This is a genomic window from Methylorubrum sp. B1-46 (assembly GCF_021117295.1).
GTDB lineage: Bacteria > Pseudomonadota > Alphaproteobacteria > Rhizobiales > Beijerinckiaceae > Methylobacterium.
Window position 1 is genome coordinate 2,633,649 of sequence record NZ_CP088247.1, and the last position, 17,410, is coordinate 2,651,058.

At 70.1% G+C, this 17,410-nt stretch carries 4 protein-coding genes and 1 tRNA gene (1 of these 5 running past the window's edge); 4 read left to right on the forward strand and 1 reads right to left on the reverse strand.

All coding sequences use genetic code 11. From position 1 onward, the window contains the following. From LPC10_RS12185 to LPC10_RS12195, 3 genes are all read left to right on the forward strand, one after another. A protein-coding gene (locus tag LPC10_RS12185) for an S-layer family protein (protein ID WP_231346899.1) crosses the window boundary here: on the forward strand, positions 1-14,723 show its final stretch. Its footprint begins 31,489 nt before the window's first position; only the last 14,723 of its 46,212 coding nucleotides appear in the window; its start codon lies beyond the left edge, outside the window; it ends in the stop codon at positions 14,721-14,723. Between the two features lie 96 nt (positions 14,724-14,819). After that, complete coding sequence (locus tag LPC10_RS12190; RefSeq protein WP_231347023.1) at positions 14,820-15,116, forward strand: hypothetical protein; 297 nt, start codon at positions 14,820-14,822, stop codon at positions 15,114-15,116. Between the two features lie 239 nt (positions 15,117-15,355). Beyond that, entirely contained in the window at positions 15,356-15,691 is a 336-nt protein-coding gene (locus LPC10_RS12195) for a hypothetical protein (protein ID WP_231346900.1), read from the forward strand. A gap of 6 nt (positions 15,692-15,697) precedes the next feature. On the opposite strand, the gene LPC10_RS12200 is transcribed toward LPC10_RS12195, so the two are convergent. Beyond that, positions 15,698-17,152, reverse strand: a complete 1,455-nt coding sequence (locus tag LPC10_RS12200; RefSeq protein ID WP_231346901.1) for a multicopper oxidase family protein — start codon at positions 17,150-17,152, stop codon at positions 15,698-15,700. Between the two features lie 162 nt (positions 17,153-17,314). Here LPC10_RS12200 and LPC10_RS12205 point away from each other — a divergent pair. Continuing rightward, positions 17,315-17,399 (forward strand) — tRNA-Leu (locus LPC10_RS12205). Positions 17,400-17,410 lie beyond the last annotated feature (11 nt).

Sequence of the window (17,410 nt, forward strand, 5' to 3'; positions counted from 1 at the left end):
GCGTCAGTGACGGGGGCGGCCTTACGCTTCGCGAGGATTCGGGGATCACCACGATCGGTGTCGAGGGCAGCAGCGTCGGCTCCTACGCGATCGCGCCGCCCGCCCCGACGCGGACGCAGCTCGGCCGGGACGACTGGGCGGTCGTCACCGTTTCCGCCGCGCAGGCCTCCGCGCAGTTGCGGGCGCTGGCCGGAAATGCGGGCACGGTCGAGGTCTCGATCGACGGGAACACTTGGTCGGACGCCCTGACGATCCGCTTCGTCACGGAACTCAAGAACGGCGTCTATGTCTGGAAGCCCGAGCTGACGGGGACGATCCTCGTCCGCGCCAAAACGGATACGGCCGCCGAGGGCGAGCAGAGCGTGGCCATCGGCCACTCGGTCATCAGCTCCAACGCGGAGGTCAGTTCCACCTACCTGCGCACGACGCTGGTCAAGGTGATCGACAACGACAAGCCGGGCCTGATCATCGTCGAGAGCGGCGGCAGCACCTCGCTCATCGAGATGACCCGCGGCCGGGCCGCCCAGGCGCAGAACAAGGACGGCTACACCGTCGTCCTCAACAATCCCCCGCAGGCCAACGAGACGGTCACCGTCACTCTCAGACTGCCGCTGGATCGTCTCTCACAGCTCGTCTTCACCGATGCCGCCGGCAACCCGCTGCTGACCGACGCGGACGGCTTCGCGTATCTCACCTTCAATGCCGGCAACTGGGACAAGCCCCAGACCGTGCAGATCTCGTCGCCGGCCGACGATACGCCCGAGAACCGCACCGTCGCGGAGATCACCCACATCGTGAAGAGCACGCTCGCCGGCACGGGCGGCGAGGGCTTCTTCAAGGCGGCGTTCGTCGGCGAACCGGTGGTGCGTGTCCAAGTGACGGACGGCAACACGGCGGGCGTCGTGGTGACCCCGGCCGAGGGCGGGGTCGTCGTGACGCCGGGCCAGCCGTCCCACTACGACGTGGTCCTGACGACCGCGCCGCTGGGATCGGTGACGATCACGCTGGCGGGCGACGGCCAGACCATCACCCAAAGCGGCGATCTGCGCTTCAAGGCGGCGACCGCTTCGACGCCAGCGACGATCACCTTCGACGCGTCGAACTTCGATCAGGCCGTGCGGGTCACGGTGCTCAGCAACCCCGCCGCCACCAAGGTGACCTCGGACCTCAAGACCTTCTCGCGTCAGACGCACGAGCTCAGCCGCATCGAGGGACCGCTGGTCCTGATCGGCGGCGCCGGTCCCGACAGCCGCTCGCTGACCCCCGCCATCGTCCTGCCCGGCGAGGCCAACCGCCCGGTCACGCGGGACATCACGATCGACCCGACCAAGAAGGATTTCGACAAGGTCTCGCTCTTCAACGACTCCACCACGGCGGGCGTGGACGGCGTGGTGAACGCCGACCACATCTCCGGCTTCGGGATGTCGCGCAAAGACGTCAACACGGCCGCGAGCGGCAGCGCCACCAATGTGACCTTCAAGGGCGGCGTGACCTACCGCGACATGTCCTCGGTCGAGCTGCTGCTCGGCTCGGGGGCCGACCGGGTCACGGTCAAGGGCACGGCAATCGACACCCTGACGACGATCCATGGCGGCGGCGGCGCCGACACGATCACCGTCGAGGCCTCGCAGGGCACGCTCGCCCTGTTCGGTGACACCAGTGCCGACCGTAGCCGCTACAGTGCCACGGACAGCGTCCGCACCGGCGGCGCCATCGCCTTCCGCGACGAGGGGACGATCGATGTCGATGCCTCCACCGTCAGCCTCGACGACGTCATCGACGCCTCGGGCGCGACCGGCCTCGTCATCATCGACGGCGGCGCGGGCAGCGACACGATCAAGGGCGGCCAGGGCCGCAACCTGATCGCCGGCGGCACCGGCAACGACAGGATCGAGGGCGGCGCCAGCGCCGACATCATCCTCGGCGATTCGAGCTTCAACCTCGACGACGTGAAGCGCATCGTCACGATCGCCGATCCCTTCATCGAGCAGTCACGGGCCGCCGGCACCGACACGATCGACGCCAAGGGCGGCGACAACGTCATCGTCGGCGATCACGGCCAGATCTATCAGGACGGCTCGGCGACGGCCGGCATCGCGCTGTCGGGCAACCACGTCGTCACCCGCGTGGTCTCGACCCATCCAAACGTCGGCGGCAGCGACACCATCACCGCGACCGACGGCAACACCATGATCATCGGCGGCTTCGGCGCCGACATCATCACGGCGGGCGCGGGCAACCACGTCATCCTCGGCGACAACGGCGAGGCCGTCTTCGCGGGCGGCGTGCTGACGAGCCTGCGCAGTCTCGACGGCGCGATCGGCGATGACGACACGATCAAGGCGACCGACGGCGACACCACGATCATCGGCGGCGCGGGCAAGGACGGCATCACCGTCGGCGCCGGCACGCACGTGATCCTGGGCGATACCGGCGAGGCGCGTTTCGTGCCCGGCACCCGCCTCGTCGGCGGCGTGAGCGTTCCGGTCCCGGTCTTGGTCTCCATCAAAACGGCGGACGACGAGGCGAGCATCGGCGGCGACGACCGCATCGTGACCGGTGACGGCAACGTCACCGTCATCGGTGGTGCAGGGGCCGACACGATCACCCTCGGCAAGGGCCGTCAGGTGATCCTCGGCGACAGCGGTTCCGCGACCTTCGCGGACGGCAAGATCGCGGCGATCACCTCCGTTGCGACCGAGATCGGCGGCGGCGACACGATCACGGCGTTGGAGGGCGACACCACCATCATCGGCGGTTTCGGCAGCGACACGATCAAGGTCGGCGCAGGCAATCACGTCATCCTCGGCGACAGCGGCAAGGCGCTGTTCGATGCCGGATCCCTCGTCTCGATCGAGAGCATCGATCCAGGCGTCGGGGGCGGCGACACCATCGAGGCCATGGACGGCGACACCACGGTGATCGGCGGCGCGGGCGCCGACCAAATCACCCTGGGCAAGGGCCGCCAGGTCGTGCTCGGCGACAGCGGCTCGGCCACCTTCATCGACGGCACCATCGCGACGGTGACCTCGACCGCGACCGAGATCGGCGGCAACGACACGATCGAGGCGAATGACGGCGATACGACCATCCTCGGCGGCGCGGGCGCGGACGCGATCAAGGTCGGCGCGGGCAACCACGTCATCCTGGGCGACAGCGGCAAGGCGGCCTTCCGCAACGGCCGTGCCCAGCGCATCGAGTCGATCACGCCCGAGATCGGCGGAGCCGACATCATCACGGCCGAGGACGGTGAATCCCGGATCATCGGCGGCGCGGACGCGGACACCATCACCACCGGCGCGGGCAACCACGTCATCCTCGGTGACAGCGGCGAGGCCGACTTCACCGTCGCGGTGACGAACGGCGTGACGACGAGCGTGCTGGCGCGCATCGCCACCACGGCGCCCTCGACCGGCGGCGGTGACACGATCACCTTCGGCACGGGCACCAACGTCGTGCTCGGCGGCGCCGGCGGCGACACCATCAAGGGCGGCGACAAGGGGGCGGTCATCCTCGGCGACAACGGCGTCGTCACCTTCGATGCCCTCGGCCTGATCCGCCGCGCGCTCTCGCTCGACACCGCCATCGGCGGCGACGACAGCATCACGGTGGGCAACGGCGACAACGTGGTGCTCGGTGGCACCGGACGCGACACGATCACCGCCGGCGACGGCAGCAACGTCGTGCTCGGCGACAGCGGCCAGGCCGATTTCGAGGCCGGCGCCCTCATCGAGATCGCGAGCCTCAGCCCCGAGGTCGGCGACCGGGATACGATCGCGCTCGGAAGCGGCCGCAACACCGTCGTCGGCGGTGCCGGCGGCGACAGCATCACCGCCGGGTTCCGCAACGGCGTGAAGGTCGGCACCGGCACCAACGTCATCCTCGGCGATGCCGGCCATGTCCGGCTCACCGCCGCGGGGCTGCCGATCCTCGCCGAGACGACCTACGACAATGTCGGCGGAGACGACACGATCACCGTCGGCGACGGCGTGGCCGTGATCCTCGGCGGCTCGGGCGGCGACGTCATCGCGGCCGGCGACGGGCGCAGCACGGTGTTCGGCGACAACGGTCAGGCGACCTTCGATGCGCAGGGCCGCGTGCTCCAGGCGTCGACCACCGCCGCCACGGCCGGCGGCCGCGACGAGATCACCCTGGGTGATGGCGGCAGCGTCGTCATCGGCGGCGTCGGCGCGGACACGGTCCGGACCGGATCGGGCGCGGACGTGATCCTCGGCGACAACGGTAGCGCCGTGTTCGCGGACGGAATCCTCGTCTCGATCGAGACGATGGAATCGACCTTCGGCGCTGGCGACACCATCGTGGCGGGGGAGGGCGACAACGTGGTGTTCGGCGGCGTCGGCGCCGACGACATCACTACGGGTGCCGGTCTCGACATCATCCTCGGCGACGACGGTGCGGCGACCTTCGCGCAGGGCAAGCTCGCCCGCGTTTCGACGAAGAACGAGAGCGTGGCGGGTGACGACACCATCCGCGCGGGCAACGGCGACAACGTTGTGCTCGGCGGCTCGGGCAGCGACAGCATCACTACCGGCCTCGGCGCTGACCTCGTGTTCGGCGACAACGGCGCCGTCGACTTCCTCAACGGTGTCCGCCTGGAGGCCCTCAGCGAGCGGGCCGGCGGCGGCGGTCGCGACACGATCGTCACGGGAGCGGGGGCCGACCTCGTCATCGGCGGCCTCGGCAGCGACGCGATCGACGCCGGCAAGGACGATTCGGACTCCGACATCGTCTTCGGCGACAACGGGCACATCACCTTCGACATTCTCGGTCGCATCTCGCTCGCCGAGACCATCGATCCGACGTTGGGCGGCGACGACGAGATCCAGGCAGGCGCGGGTGCCAACCTGATCCTCGGCGGTGCGGGCTCGGACACGATCACCACGGGCGCCGGCGCGGACATCGTGCTGGGCGACAACGGGACAGTCACCTTCACAGGCGGAATCCGCCTCGAGGCCAAGAGCGATCCGGCCGGTGGCGCCCGCGACACGATCCGGACGGGTGTCGGCGCGGACCTCGTCATCGGCGGCCTGGGTGGCGACACGATCGATGCCGGCAAGGATGACAGCGACGACGACATCGTCTTCGGTGACAACGGCTACGTCTCCTTCGACGATCTGGGTCGCGTCAAGCTCGCTCAGAGCGCCGACCCGAACGTCGGCGGCGACGACAGCATCGAGGTCGGCTCCGGCAACAATCTCGTCATCGGCGGTGCCGGCTCGGATACCCTCACCGCGGGAATGGGCGCGGACATCGTCCTGGGCGACAACGGGGCTGTGACCTTCACAGGCGGAATCCGCCTCGAGGTGACGAGCAGCCGCGACGGTGGCGCGGCCGACACGATCACCACGGGTTCCGGTGCGGACCTCGTCCTCGGCGGCCTCGGTGCCGACACCATCGACGCCGGCAAGGATGATGCGGATGCCGACATCGTCTTCGGCGATAACGGCCACGTCACCTTCGACGCTCAGGGCCGGGTGAAGCGCGCCGAGAGCCTGGATCTCGGCCTCGGCGACGACGACATCATCCTGGTTGGCGGCGGCGACAACATCGTCCTCGGCGGCGCCGGTGCCGACCGGATCACGGCACTCGGCGGCAACGACGTGGTGCTCGGCGACGACGGCCGCGCCACCTTCGAGACCAGCGGGCGCGTCAAGCGGGCCGAGAGCTTCGACCTCGGCGCCAACGGCAACGACACGATCGATGTTGGTGCCGGCGACAACGTGGTCATCGCCGGCGCCGGCAGCGACGTGGTGATCGCGCTCGGCGGCAACGACGCGGTGATCGGCGACGGCGGCTACGCCGAGTTCGAGGCCGGGGTGCGCGTCGCCTTCGTCTCCGTCGATGCGAGCGGCGCCGGCCATGACCGGATCGACGTGGGCAACGGCGACAACGTCGTCCTCGGCGGTTCGGGGACCGACACCATCACCACCGGCGCCGGTGCCGACGTGGTGCTGGGCGACAACGGCACAATGCGCTTTTCAGGCGGAATCCGCCTGGAGATTGTCAGTGACCGGAGTGGCGGCGCGGCCGACACGATCACCACGGGGGCCGGTGCGGATCTCGTGCTCGGCGGCCTCGGCGGCGATACGATCGATGCCGGCCAGGCCGACACCGACGCGGACATCGTGTTCGGCGACAACGGCCACGTCACCTTCGACGCGACCGGCGGCGTGATCCGTGCCGAGAGCTTCGATGCCGGCTTCGGCGGCAACGACGTGATCCGAGTCGGCGGCGGCGACAACCTCGTCATCGGCGGCACGGGCGCCGACACCGTCACGGCTCTGGGCGGCGGCGACATCGTCATCGGCGATAACGGCTATGCGGTCTTCGAGGCGGGCGTGCGGATCGCGTTCGCCTCGACCGAGACTGCTGACGGCGGCAACGACCGGATCGAGGCCGGCGACGGCGACAATCTCGTCATCGGCGGCTCGGGGACCGACACCGTCACGACGGGGGCGGGCGCCGACATCGTGCTGGGCGACAACGGCCTCGTGGCCTTCGAACTCGGCATCCGGGCGCGGGTGGTCAGCGACCGCAACGGCGGCGCGCGCGACGTCATCGCAACCGGCGCAGGCGCCGACGTGGTGCTTGGCGGTCTCGGTGCCGACACGATCGACGCCGGCCAACTCGATGCGGATGCCGATGTGGTCTTCGGCGACGGCGGCCAGATCACCTTCGATGCGCAGGGCCGCGTGAAGCGGGCCGATACCCTCGATGTCGGCTTCGGCGACGATGACGAGATCAAGGTCGGTGGCGGCGACAACCTTGTCTTCGGCGGTGCCGGCAGCGATGTCGTCACGGCGCTTGGCGGTAGCGACGTCGTCATCGGCGACCATGGCTACGCCGTGTTCGAGAGCGGCGTGCGGGTCGCGTTCGCATCGACGGATACCAACGACGCCGGAAACGACCGGATCGACGCCGGCGACGGCGAAAACATCGTGCTCGGCGGCTCCGGCAGCGACACGATCGTCACCGGCACGGGCGGCGACGTCGTGCTGGGCGACAACGGCCTCGTGCGGTTCGAACTCGGCCTGCGCGCCCTCGTCCAGAGCAGCCGTGACGGCGGAACGCGTGACGTCCTCAGGACGGGTGCGGGAGCGGACGTCGTCCTCGGCGGCCTCGGCGCCGATACGATCGATGCCGGCCGGGACGATGCCGATGCCGACATCGTGCTGGGCGACGACGGTCGCCTCACCTTCGACGCTCAGGGACGCCTGACGCGCGCCGAGAGCCTCGATCCGACCTTCGGCGACGACGACGTCGTCGAGGCGGGCGGCGGCGACAACGTGGTCATCGGCGGCGCCGGCAGCGACACGATCACCACGCTCGGCGGCAACGACGTGATCCTCGGCGACAACGGCACCGCGCTGTTCGAGGGAGGCGTGCGGGTCTCGTTCGCCTCGACCGATCCGGATGACGGCGCCCGCGACGTGATCAAGGGCGGCGACGGCGACAACATCGTCATCGGCGCCGTCGGCTCCGACGACATCACCACGGGTTCGGGCGCCGACATCGTGCTCGGCGACCTAGGTGTCGTGACCTTCGAGAACGGCCTCGTCCGCGAGGTCACCACCACCGACGAACGCCGCGGCGCGGGCGACGTCATCCGCGCCGGCGACGGTGACAACGTCGTCCTCGGCGGCGCGGGCCGCGACGAGATCACCACCGGCAAGGGCGCGGATCTCATCCTCGGCGATTTCGGTGAGGCGAGCTTCACCGGCGGACGCTTGGTGCGCGTGGCCACGCTCAACCCGAACCGCGGCGACGACGACACGATCGCAGCGGGCGACGGCGACAACGTCATCCTCGGCGGCTTCGGCAGCGATGCCATCACCGCCGGCTCCGGCGCCGATGTCGTGCTGGGCGACAACGGCCTCGCCACCTTCCGCACCGACGGCAAGCGGATCCTCGTCCGCACCACGGATGTGGAGATCGGTGAGGTCGACACGATCGCGGCGGGCGACGGCGATAACCTCGTCATCGGCGGCACGGATGCCGACACGATCACCACCGGCAAGGGCGCGGACGTCATCCTCGGCGACCACGGCAGCGTCAGCTACGACGCGGCCGGCCTGCTCCGGCAGATCCTGTCCACCGACACGGCTCTGGGCGGCAACGACACGATCTCGGCCGGCGACGGCAGCGACACCATCCTCGGTGGCTTCGGCGTCGACGCGCTGACGGCGGGCGACGGCGCCAAGACCGTCCTCGGCGACAGCGGCAGCCTCGACTATGCGGCCGGTGTGCTCACCCTGGCCCAGAGCCTGACCCCCGCCGTCGGCGCGGCCGACACGATCCGCCTCGGCAACGGCCGCAAGCTGGTGCTCGGCGGCGCCGGCGGCGATCTCATCGACGGCGGGTCCGGCGACGCCATCGTCCTCGGCGATGCGGGCCTCGTCCGGCTCGTCAATGGCAGCCCGGTTCGGGTCGAGAGCACGGACGTCGCCGTATCCGGTGACGATACGATCACGCTCGGCGCCGGCAACGGCGTGGTGCTTGGCGGCTCGGGCGCGGACCGTCTGACGCTGGGTGCCGGCCGCTCGGTCGTGCTCGGCGACAACGGCAGCGTCGATCTCGATGCGCAGGCACGGCCGGTCGAGATCGCCTCGACGGCGCCGGACGTCGGTGGCCGCGATGAGATCTCGGTCGGCGACGGTGGCTCGGTGGTGATCGGCGGCGTCGGGGCCGACACGATCACGGCGGGCTCGGGCGCGGACGTGATCCTCGGCGACAACGGCGCGGTGACGCTCTCGGCCTTCGTTTCGGTCTTCGTTCGCACGACGAATGCGGGCGTGGGTGATGCGGACGCGATCCGGGCGGGCGAGGGCGACAACGTCGTGCTCGGCGGCTTCGGCGGCGACACGATCGTGACCGGCTCGGGCCGCGACACGGTGCTGGGTGATGCCGGTCAGGTCCGCTTCAACGCGAAGGGTCTGGTCGAGCGGGCCGAGAGCCTGGACATGGCCATCGGCGGCGCCGACACGATCGAAGCGGGCGCGGGCGACAACCTCGTCATCGCCGGTGCCGGCGCCGACACGGTGACGGTGCTGGGCGGCAACGACATCGTGCTCGGCGACAGCGGTGTGGCGGTGTTTGCCGGCAGCGTGCGCGTGAGCGTGGCCACCACGGCTCCGGCCGACGGCGGCAAGGACATGCTCAACCTCGGCGACGGCGACAACCTCGCCCTCGGCGGCACGGAAGCCGACACGATCAGCTCCGGCAAGGGCGCGGACGTCATCCTCGGCGATTTCGGCTCAGTCAGCTACGACGCTGCGGGCCTGCTCAAGCAGGTCCTGTCCACCGACACAGGCCTGGGCGGCAACGACACGATCTCGGCCGGCGACGGCAGCGACACCATCCTCGGTGGCTTCGGCGTCGACACGCTGACGGCGGGCGACGGCGCCAAGACCGTCCTCGGCGACAGCGGCAGCCTCGACTATGCGGCCGGTGTGCTCACCCTGGCCCAGAGCCTGACCCCCGCCGTCGGCGCGGCCGACACGATCAAGCTCGGCAACGGCCGCAAGCTCGTCATCGGCGGAGCCGGCGGCGACACGGTCGAGGGGCAATCGGGCGACGCCATCGTCATCGGCGATGCGGGCCTCGTCCGGCTCGTCAACGGCAGCCCGGTTCGGGTCGAGAGCACGGACGTCGCCGTATCCGGTGACGACACGATCACGCTCGGCGTCGGCAACGGCGTGGTGCTCGGCGGCTCGGGCGCGGACCGTCTGACGCTGGGTGCCGGCCGCTCGGTCGTGCTCGGCGACAACGGCAGCGTCGATCTCGATGCGCAGGCACGGCCGGTCGAGATCGCCTCGACGGCGCCGGACGTCGGTGGCCGCGATGAGATCTCGGTCGGCGACGGCGGCTCGGTGGTGATCGGCGGCGTCGGGGCCGATACGATCACGGCGGGCTCGGGCGCGGACGTGATCCTCGGCGACAACGGCGCGGTGACGCTCTCGGCCTTCGTTCCGGTCTTCGTTCGCACGATGAATCCGGGCGTGGGTGATGCGGACGCGATCCGGGCGGGCGAGGGCGACAACGTCGTGCTCGGCGGCTTCGGCGGCGACACGATCGTGACCGGCTCGGGCCGCGACACGGTGCTGGGTGATGCCGGTCAGGTCCGCTTCAACGCGAAGGGTCTGGTCGAGCGGGCCGAGAGCCTGGACATGGCCATCGGCGGCGCCGACACGATCGAAGCGGGCGCGGGCGACAACCTCGTCATCGCCGGTGCCGGCGCCGACACGGTGACGGTGCTGGGCGGCAACGACATCGTGCTCGGCGACAGCGGTGTGGCGGTGTTTGCCGGCAGCGTGCGCGTGAGCGTGGCCACCACGGCTCCGGCCGACGGCGGCAAGGACATGCTCAACCTCGGCGACGGCGACAACCTCGCCCTCGGCGGCACGGAAGCCGACACGATCAGCTCTGGCAAGGGCGCGGACGTCATCCTCGGTGACTTCGGCTCGGTCAGCTACGACGCGGCCGGCCTGCTCAAGCAGATCCTGTCCACCGACACCGGACTTGGGGGCGACGACACCATCGAAGCAGGCGTAGGCGACAACCTCGTCGTCGGCGGCTTTGGTGGCGACGCGATCACCACCGGACTCGGCGCGGACGTGATCCTCGGCGACAGTGGTGAGGCCCTCTACGTGGGCGGTCGCTTCGTGCAGGCGCGCAGCCTGGATGCCGGGATCGGCGGCCGCGACACGATCAAGGCCGGCGAGGGCGCCAACATCGTCATCGGCGGCATGGATGCCGATGTCATCGAGACCGGCTCGGGCCGCGACGTGGTCCTGGGCGATAGCGGCCTCGTGCGCCGCGACGCCGACGGCCTCGCACAGGCGGTCTCGACCGACACCGCGCTCGGCGGTGACGACACGATCCGGGCCGGCGAGGGCGACAACCTCGTCCTCGGGGGCGTCGGCAGCGACACGATCGACACCGGTGCCGGCGCGGACATCGTGCTGGGCGACAGCGGTGAGGCCCGGTTCGGGCTCGGCGTCATCGCCTCGGTGACGACCCTCGACGCCCTCAACGGCGCGGGCGACACGATCCGGGCGGGCGAGGGCGACAACCTCGTTCTCGGCGGACTGGGCGGCGACGCCATCACCACCGGCGCGGGCGCCGACGCCATCCTCGGTGACCAGGGCCGGGCCACCTTCTCCGGCGGCGTCATGGTCGTGCTCGAGACGATCGATCCGATCGCCGGCGGTGACGACCGGATCGTGGCCGGCAACGGCGACAATCTCGTCCTCGGTGGCATCGGTGCAGACCGCATCGTCACCGGCACGGGCGCCGACATGATCCTCGGCGACAACGGCCGGGCGGATCTCGCCCTGGCGACCGGCCGCGCGGTGATCCGGCGGGTGGCTTCCACCGACCCGCTCGCGGGCGGCGGCGACCACATCGAAGCCGGCGACGGCAACGACTTCGCGGCCGGTGGCACCGGTGCGGACGTGATCCTCGGCGGCGGCGGCCACGACGTGCTGTTCGGCGACCACATGCTGTACGACCGGGCTCTGCCGGTGAACCAGCGCGCGGTCTCGATCTTCACCGCAGCCACCGATGGTGGCGGCAACGACACGATCGAGGGCGGCGCGGGCGACGACTTCCTCTACGGCCAGCAGGGCAACGACACGCTCCGCGGCGGTGAGGGCGACGACGACATCACCGGCGGGCACAACGTGCTCGGTGGATCCGACGGCGACGACGACATCAACGGCGGCGACGGCGCGGACGTGATCCTCGGCGACAACGGCGTCATCACCCGCAACGTCCTCGTGGACGACGTGAGGTCGGTCACGTGGCAGCGCAATCCCGGCACCTTCGCCGACACGGTGATGCGCGACGTGTTGCGCTTCGACCTCATCGACTTCGTCGGCGGCAACGACGCGATTGCCGGCGGCGCGGGCGATGACCGGATTTTCGGCCAGATGGGCGACGACCTCATCTACGGCGAGGAAGGCTCCGACGAGATCGTCGGTGGCCTCGGCCGCGACCGGATCGATGGCGGCACCGGCGTCGATTACCTCCTCGGCGACGAGGGCCGAATCGTGCGTGCCTACACCCGGGACGGCACCGCTGTGCTCAACAGCGACGGCACTTGGCACCGCGACGTGGTGCTGGAGGAGATCGGCACCGTCACCGCCTCCATTGCTACCGACGCGCAATCGGCCGCCGCACGCACCGCCGACCTCGCCGAGAAGCTGGCGCAGGCCGACCTCGTCCTCGCGGTCGGTGCCCGCGACGGCTCGGGCACGCACCTGACCACGGGCATGGGGGGAGCCTGGGCGACCTCGGCGCTCACCGTCTCACTGGCCAAGGCCGACGACGACATCATCGCGGGCGGCGAGGGCAACGACGTGCTGTTCGGCCAGCGCGGCAACGACATCCTGATGGGTGTCGGCGGCGACGACCTGATCTACGGCGACCGCGCATCGAACCTGTCGGAGACTCCCTCCGATCGGCCGACCATCGTCAACGCGGTCCGGCTGATCGGTGCCGCGGCGGAGACCGGCCTCGTGCTGCCGCTCGGCGGCGAGGTCGTCGTGCCGGCCCTCAACCTCGTGCCCGGCGCGCTCGGCGCCGGCACCCCGCGCATCGAGGTCTATCCGTCGATGGCGGGTGTGGTCTCCGACATCGCCGGGTCCGATCCGATCCGGCGCAATGACGGGGCTACGCTTACCGTCTATGCCTCGCTGGTTCCGAGCCTCTACGGCACCAACAACGTGCTGGCCGGCAACGACACCATCGAGGGCGGCGCGGGCAACGACACGATCTACGGCGACAGCAGCGAGACCTATACGCTCGACGTGACGGCCTTCGCCGCGCTCAACACCCAGATCGACAAGGTCTCGGCCTCGGCCTCCGATCTACTCGGTGTGTTCGCGACGCTCAGCCGCGGCGTCGCCCTGCTTCAGGGCGGCCCGAGCCGGACGATCACCTACGGCAATGACACCATCAGCGGTGACGAGGGCGACGACTTCATCGTCGGCGATGCGGCGCGCACCGTCGTTCAGGGCGCGGGTCCGCTGCGCAGCCTGTCGGTCGATGCGGCCCTCGCGCTCAGCGATGCCCTCTCCGACCTGCGGTCGGTCATCACCGACCTCGCCATGACGGGCCGCGTCGCGCAGGCGGCGGTGACGGTGAAGCTGGAGACGATGGCGCAGAAGCCGCTGAATCGGATCCTCGCCGAAGGTCTGCCGGAGGGGATGGCGGCGAACCACGTGGTGTCGATCGGCAACGACACGATCGAGGGCGGGGCCGGCGACGACCTCGTGGTCGGCGACACCCTCGTCCTGTTCCAGCCCGGTGTGGCGCGCGGCCTCGCGGTCAACGATCCCGCGACCGCCTCCGCGGCGGCCGGAGTCGAGGCGGCCGTCACGGCCCGCGTCGCCGAGCGGTTCGCCGCCATGCAGCAGCATATCGTGGCGGACTATCCAGTCGATCTGAAGTCGGTGGCGCTGCACTGGATCGCCTCCATCGCGTCCCGTGGCGACAGCTTCCTGAGCGGAAACGACCGGATTGGTGGCGGCGACGGCAACGATCTGCTGATCGGCGATACCGGCTTCATCCAGCTGCCGGCCGCCAATACCGCGCAGAACCAGCGCGCGACCGCCGCGACCCTTGCGGAGGATCGTGCCCAGGTCGAAGCCCGTGTCCTCGGTGCCGGTGCGACCGGCCTCGATGGGGATCTCGACGGCTGGAACCGTGCGGCCTGGGACGCCCTGGTCGGCAGCGTCGCCGGGTGGCGCAATCCGCTCTACGGCGGCCTCGCCTGGAGGAGCCCGTTCGGCTTCGCCAGCCAGCAGAGCCTGACGGAAGGCTACCGCGGCTGGATCGGTGCTCCGGGACGTGGCGGCTTCGATCTGCAGAGCGTGCTGTTCGATCTCCGCTTCATCCTCGGCATGCCGGACGGGGTGACCCCGGCCTCCGGCGTCTATGCCGGCGCGATTAAGGCGGGCGAGGACATCATCACGGGCGGTGCCGGCACCAACCGGATCTTCGGGGCGAAGGCGACGCTTGTTCCGACCGTCGATGCCGACGGCCGGATGGTCGGCCCGAACAGCTTCACGGTGCTGCTGCCGACCCATCTCGGCATGGTCCAGGGCAGCTTCACGCCGATGATGTTCCCCAACAGCATCGGCGTGATCAACACGGCCGGCGTTGGGACGCAGTTCCTCAACTTCCACTACGGTGTCGCGGTGGCGGGACGGTGGGGTGCCTCGTCTCTGGCGGCCTACGCGCAGACCTACGGCGCCTCCGCTCTCAACGCCGCGGCGTCGCAATACGGGGTTCCGCAGGGCTCGCAGACCGGGGCGGATCAGGTCAGCGAAGGCGACAGCGGCATTAAACTGATCGGCTTCCACAAAAAGCGGGCGATCTGGTCGTTCGATGCGGGGCTGACCCTGCCGTCCTTCTCTGCGACCGCCGCCAACACCCTGACGCCGACCGCGGTCGCTGGCCGCCCGGCCACGATCGAGGGCCTCGTCCACAAGGCGCTGCGGGCCAACGAGGTGATCCGTTCGATCGAGGGCGGTGACATCGTCCTGCGTCCCTCCAGCCGGCCGGCCCCCACCCCGTCGAAATACGACACGTGGTTCTTCGACGAGGAGAAGGGCAGCCTGGTGGAGCAGGCGAAGAGCGAGGACGACATCCTCTTCCTCGCCAAGCGCTTCGGCGATCCGACGCTGCCAATGAAGTGATCGCGGCCCACGAAGCTGCCAGCGAGTAGGGCTGCCAGCGAGGTCTCGAAGCCGCCGTCCGACTTTGATCGGGCGGCGGCCGCGTTTGACCCCGACATCGTCGGCGTCTCGGCCGATCTCTGGTCGCTGCCCTTCCTCTGCCTTGTGGCCGGGCTGATCAAGGCGGACGATCCGGCCCGGCTCGTCGTCTTCGGCGGTCCCTCGGCGCGACCGGTCATGTTCGCGCGCCTGCCCTTCCTCGCGGCGGATGACATCGACGTCCTCGTCATCAGCGAGGGCGAGGAGACCTTCCTGGAACTCGTGACGCTCGAACACTGCACGCCGTCGGCGCTCCGCGCGGCATTGTCGTCTGCGACGGCGAGACCCCGCGGCGCGACCGCTCGCCGATCTTGACAGCCTCGCCTCGCCCTACGCGCTGAACCTCGTGCAGCACGGCGGCCTGGGCGTGCTCCAGACCTATCGGGGCTGTGCTCGCTCTGCGAGGTCTACCCGGCGGCGGTGCGCCGGGAGCATCTCGATTTCCTGGCCACCGTCAGCAACGCCAATGCCGGCATCGGCCTGCAAAGATTTTGATAACGCGGTGCTGGCCCATGTCGACCGTACTTACGACGAGCGGCGCTTCGACGAGACCTTTGCGAAGCTCGACGCGGCGGCGAGCCTCGCCGTCGAGATCATTCTGGGGCTCCCCCAGCGACAATCCCGAAACCTTCCGCCGCAACTTCGAGCGGGCGCGGCGGCTGCCCTGCGCGCTCCGGGTCTATCACTGCGTCGTGCTGCTGTCGGGGCTGATGGTGCGCTCGCCGTCCGAGCACCGCCTCGACGACGACCCCGTCTCCCTGAAGATGATCTCCTGCACCGGCTGGAGCGAGACTGCCCTCGCGGCGGAGTGCGGCTTCCTCAGCCGGCAGGTCTCGCTCCAGGGCGGGCGCGCGGGCGAGTTCTTCTGGACCTTCCCGCCGCCCCGTTGATGGGCGTCAGCTCACCTCGAAGCTCGTCCACAGTCCGGTGTCGAACCGCTCCAGCACGGTCCCGCTGAGCAGCCAGCGCCCAGGATTGTCGGCTACGAAGGCGATCTGGGCGCTTTTGCCGTCCGGGATCTGCACGGTGTCGAGCCAGTAGGGCTCCCAGCCGTCGTCGAGCTGGTGCAGCAGGCGGAAGACGTGACCGTGCAGGTGCAGGCTCTGGATGAAGCTGGTGTCGTTTCGGATCGCCAGCACCACGACGCCGCCGCGCTTGACCGAGAACAGGGGCGCCGCCCCTGCTGTGCCGCTCGCCCCATTGATTTGCCAGACTCGTACCGGATCGCCGGAATAGGGCGTCTCGGTGCCGGGTTTGGACTTGTCCGGCCGCACGCCGCCCGTCAGCACGAGGTCGCGCCGCAGGGCATTCTGCAGGCGGATCTCGGCGGGCAGGCGTTTGTTCTCCGGGATCGAGCCGATCGCCGCGCGGCCGGCCTGCGGCACCGGCTCGCCGGAGGCGGTGAGAGTCGCCAGTGGCAGACCCTGGCCGATCAGAGCGGTGATCGCGCCGGCCGGCCCGGCTTGTGTGGGAAGGTCGAGGAGGAGGTCGTAGCGCGTGCCCGGCGCCAGCGGCAACGTCGCCTTCAGCGGCTCGAACGTGTCGGTGGGCTGCCCATCCACCGCCGCGACATAGGCTCTCACGCCGTCGAAGCGGATGCGCATGCCGCGCGCGTTGCAGGCATTGGCGAGCCGCAGGCGCAGGCGGCTGCCGGGCCGTGCCTCGAGGCTGAGCGGAATCGGCTTTCCGTTGAGGGTGACCACGCTTCCCAGTCGCCCGGCCGCGGCAGCGAAGGCGACCTGCCCGAAGGGTTGGAGCGCGCCGGCCTCGTCGAGCCGCCAATCCTGTAGCAGCAGCGCGAAGTCTCCATCGACTGCGGGCGGGGAGGGCTCCTCCACGATCAGCAGGCCGGCGATGCCCCGACCCGAGGGCTCGCTCGACCCGCCAACCACGAGCGGTCGGATCAGGAAGGTGCCGGCATCGGGCGGCGTGAAATCGTAGGTGAAGCCTTCGCCCGGCTTGATCGGCTCCTGCGTGACGCCGCCGACGCCGTCCATGGCGTTGCGGGTGCGCACCCCGTGCCAGTGCAGCGACAGCGGCTTGTCGGTCCCGTTCTCGACGCGCAGGCGCAGCGGCTCGCCGAGCTTGATCCGCAGGATCGGTGCCGCCTCCTCGCCGAGCCGCCACACCGCTGTCTCCGACGCAGGCTCCGGTTTCAGGCGGAGCTTGGCGGGGGCTGCCTTGAGGGGTCTCGGCTCCGACGGCGGGGCCTTGCCGGTGGGTGCCTTTTCGGCCGGGGTTTGTGCTCCGGCGGAGGTCGACATCAGTGCGAGGGCGGCGCTGCCGGCGAGCAGGCCGCGTCGCGAAAAGGATCCCGGCTCGGGCTGGGCCATCGGGTCGGGCTTTCGCATAGCGTCTCGCGTCGTCGCTGGATCGGAAAGGGGTTGTAGACAGGCGGCGCCCGCCCCGCCACCGGCAAACCCTTCCGCAAGTTTTTTGCTGCGGCTTTGGGCGCGCGTGCTATAGACGCCCGCTTCGACGGCCCGGTATCCGGGCTCGTGTCGATGGCGCTCGCGGGCGTGGCGGAACTGGTAGACGCGCTGGATTTAGGTTCCAGTGTCGCAAGACGTGGGGGTTCGAGCCCCTCCGCCCGCACCAAGTCCGTACGG

Excerpts from the sequence above, each read along its gene's own strand:
- LPC10_RS12200 (WP_231346901.1), bottom strand. The coding sequence starts at position 17,152 with ATGCGAAAGCCCGACCCGATGGCCCAGCCCGAGCCGGGATCCTTTTCG.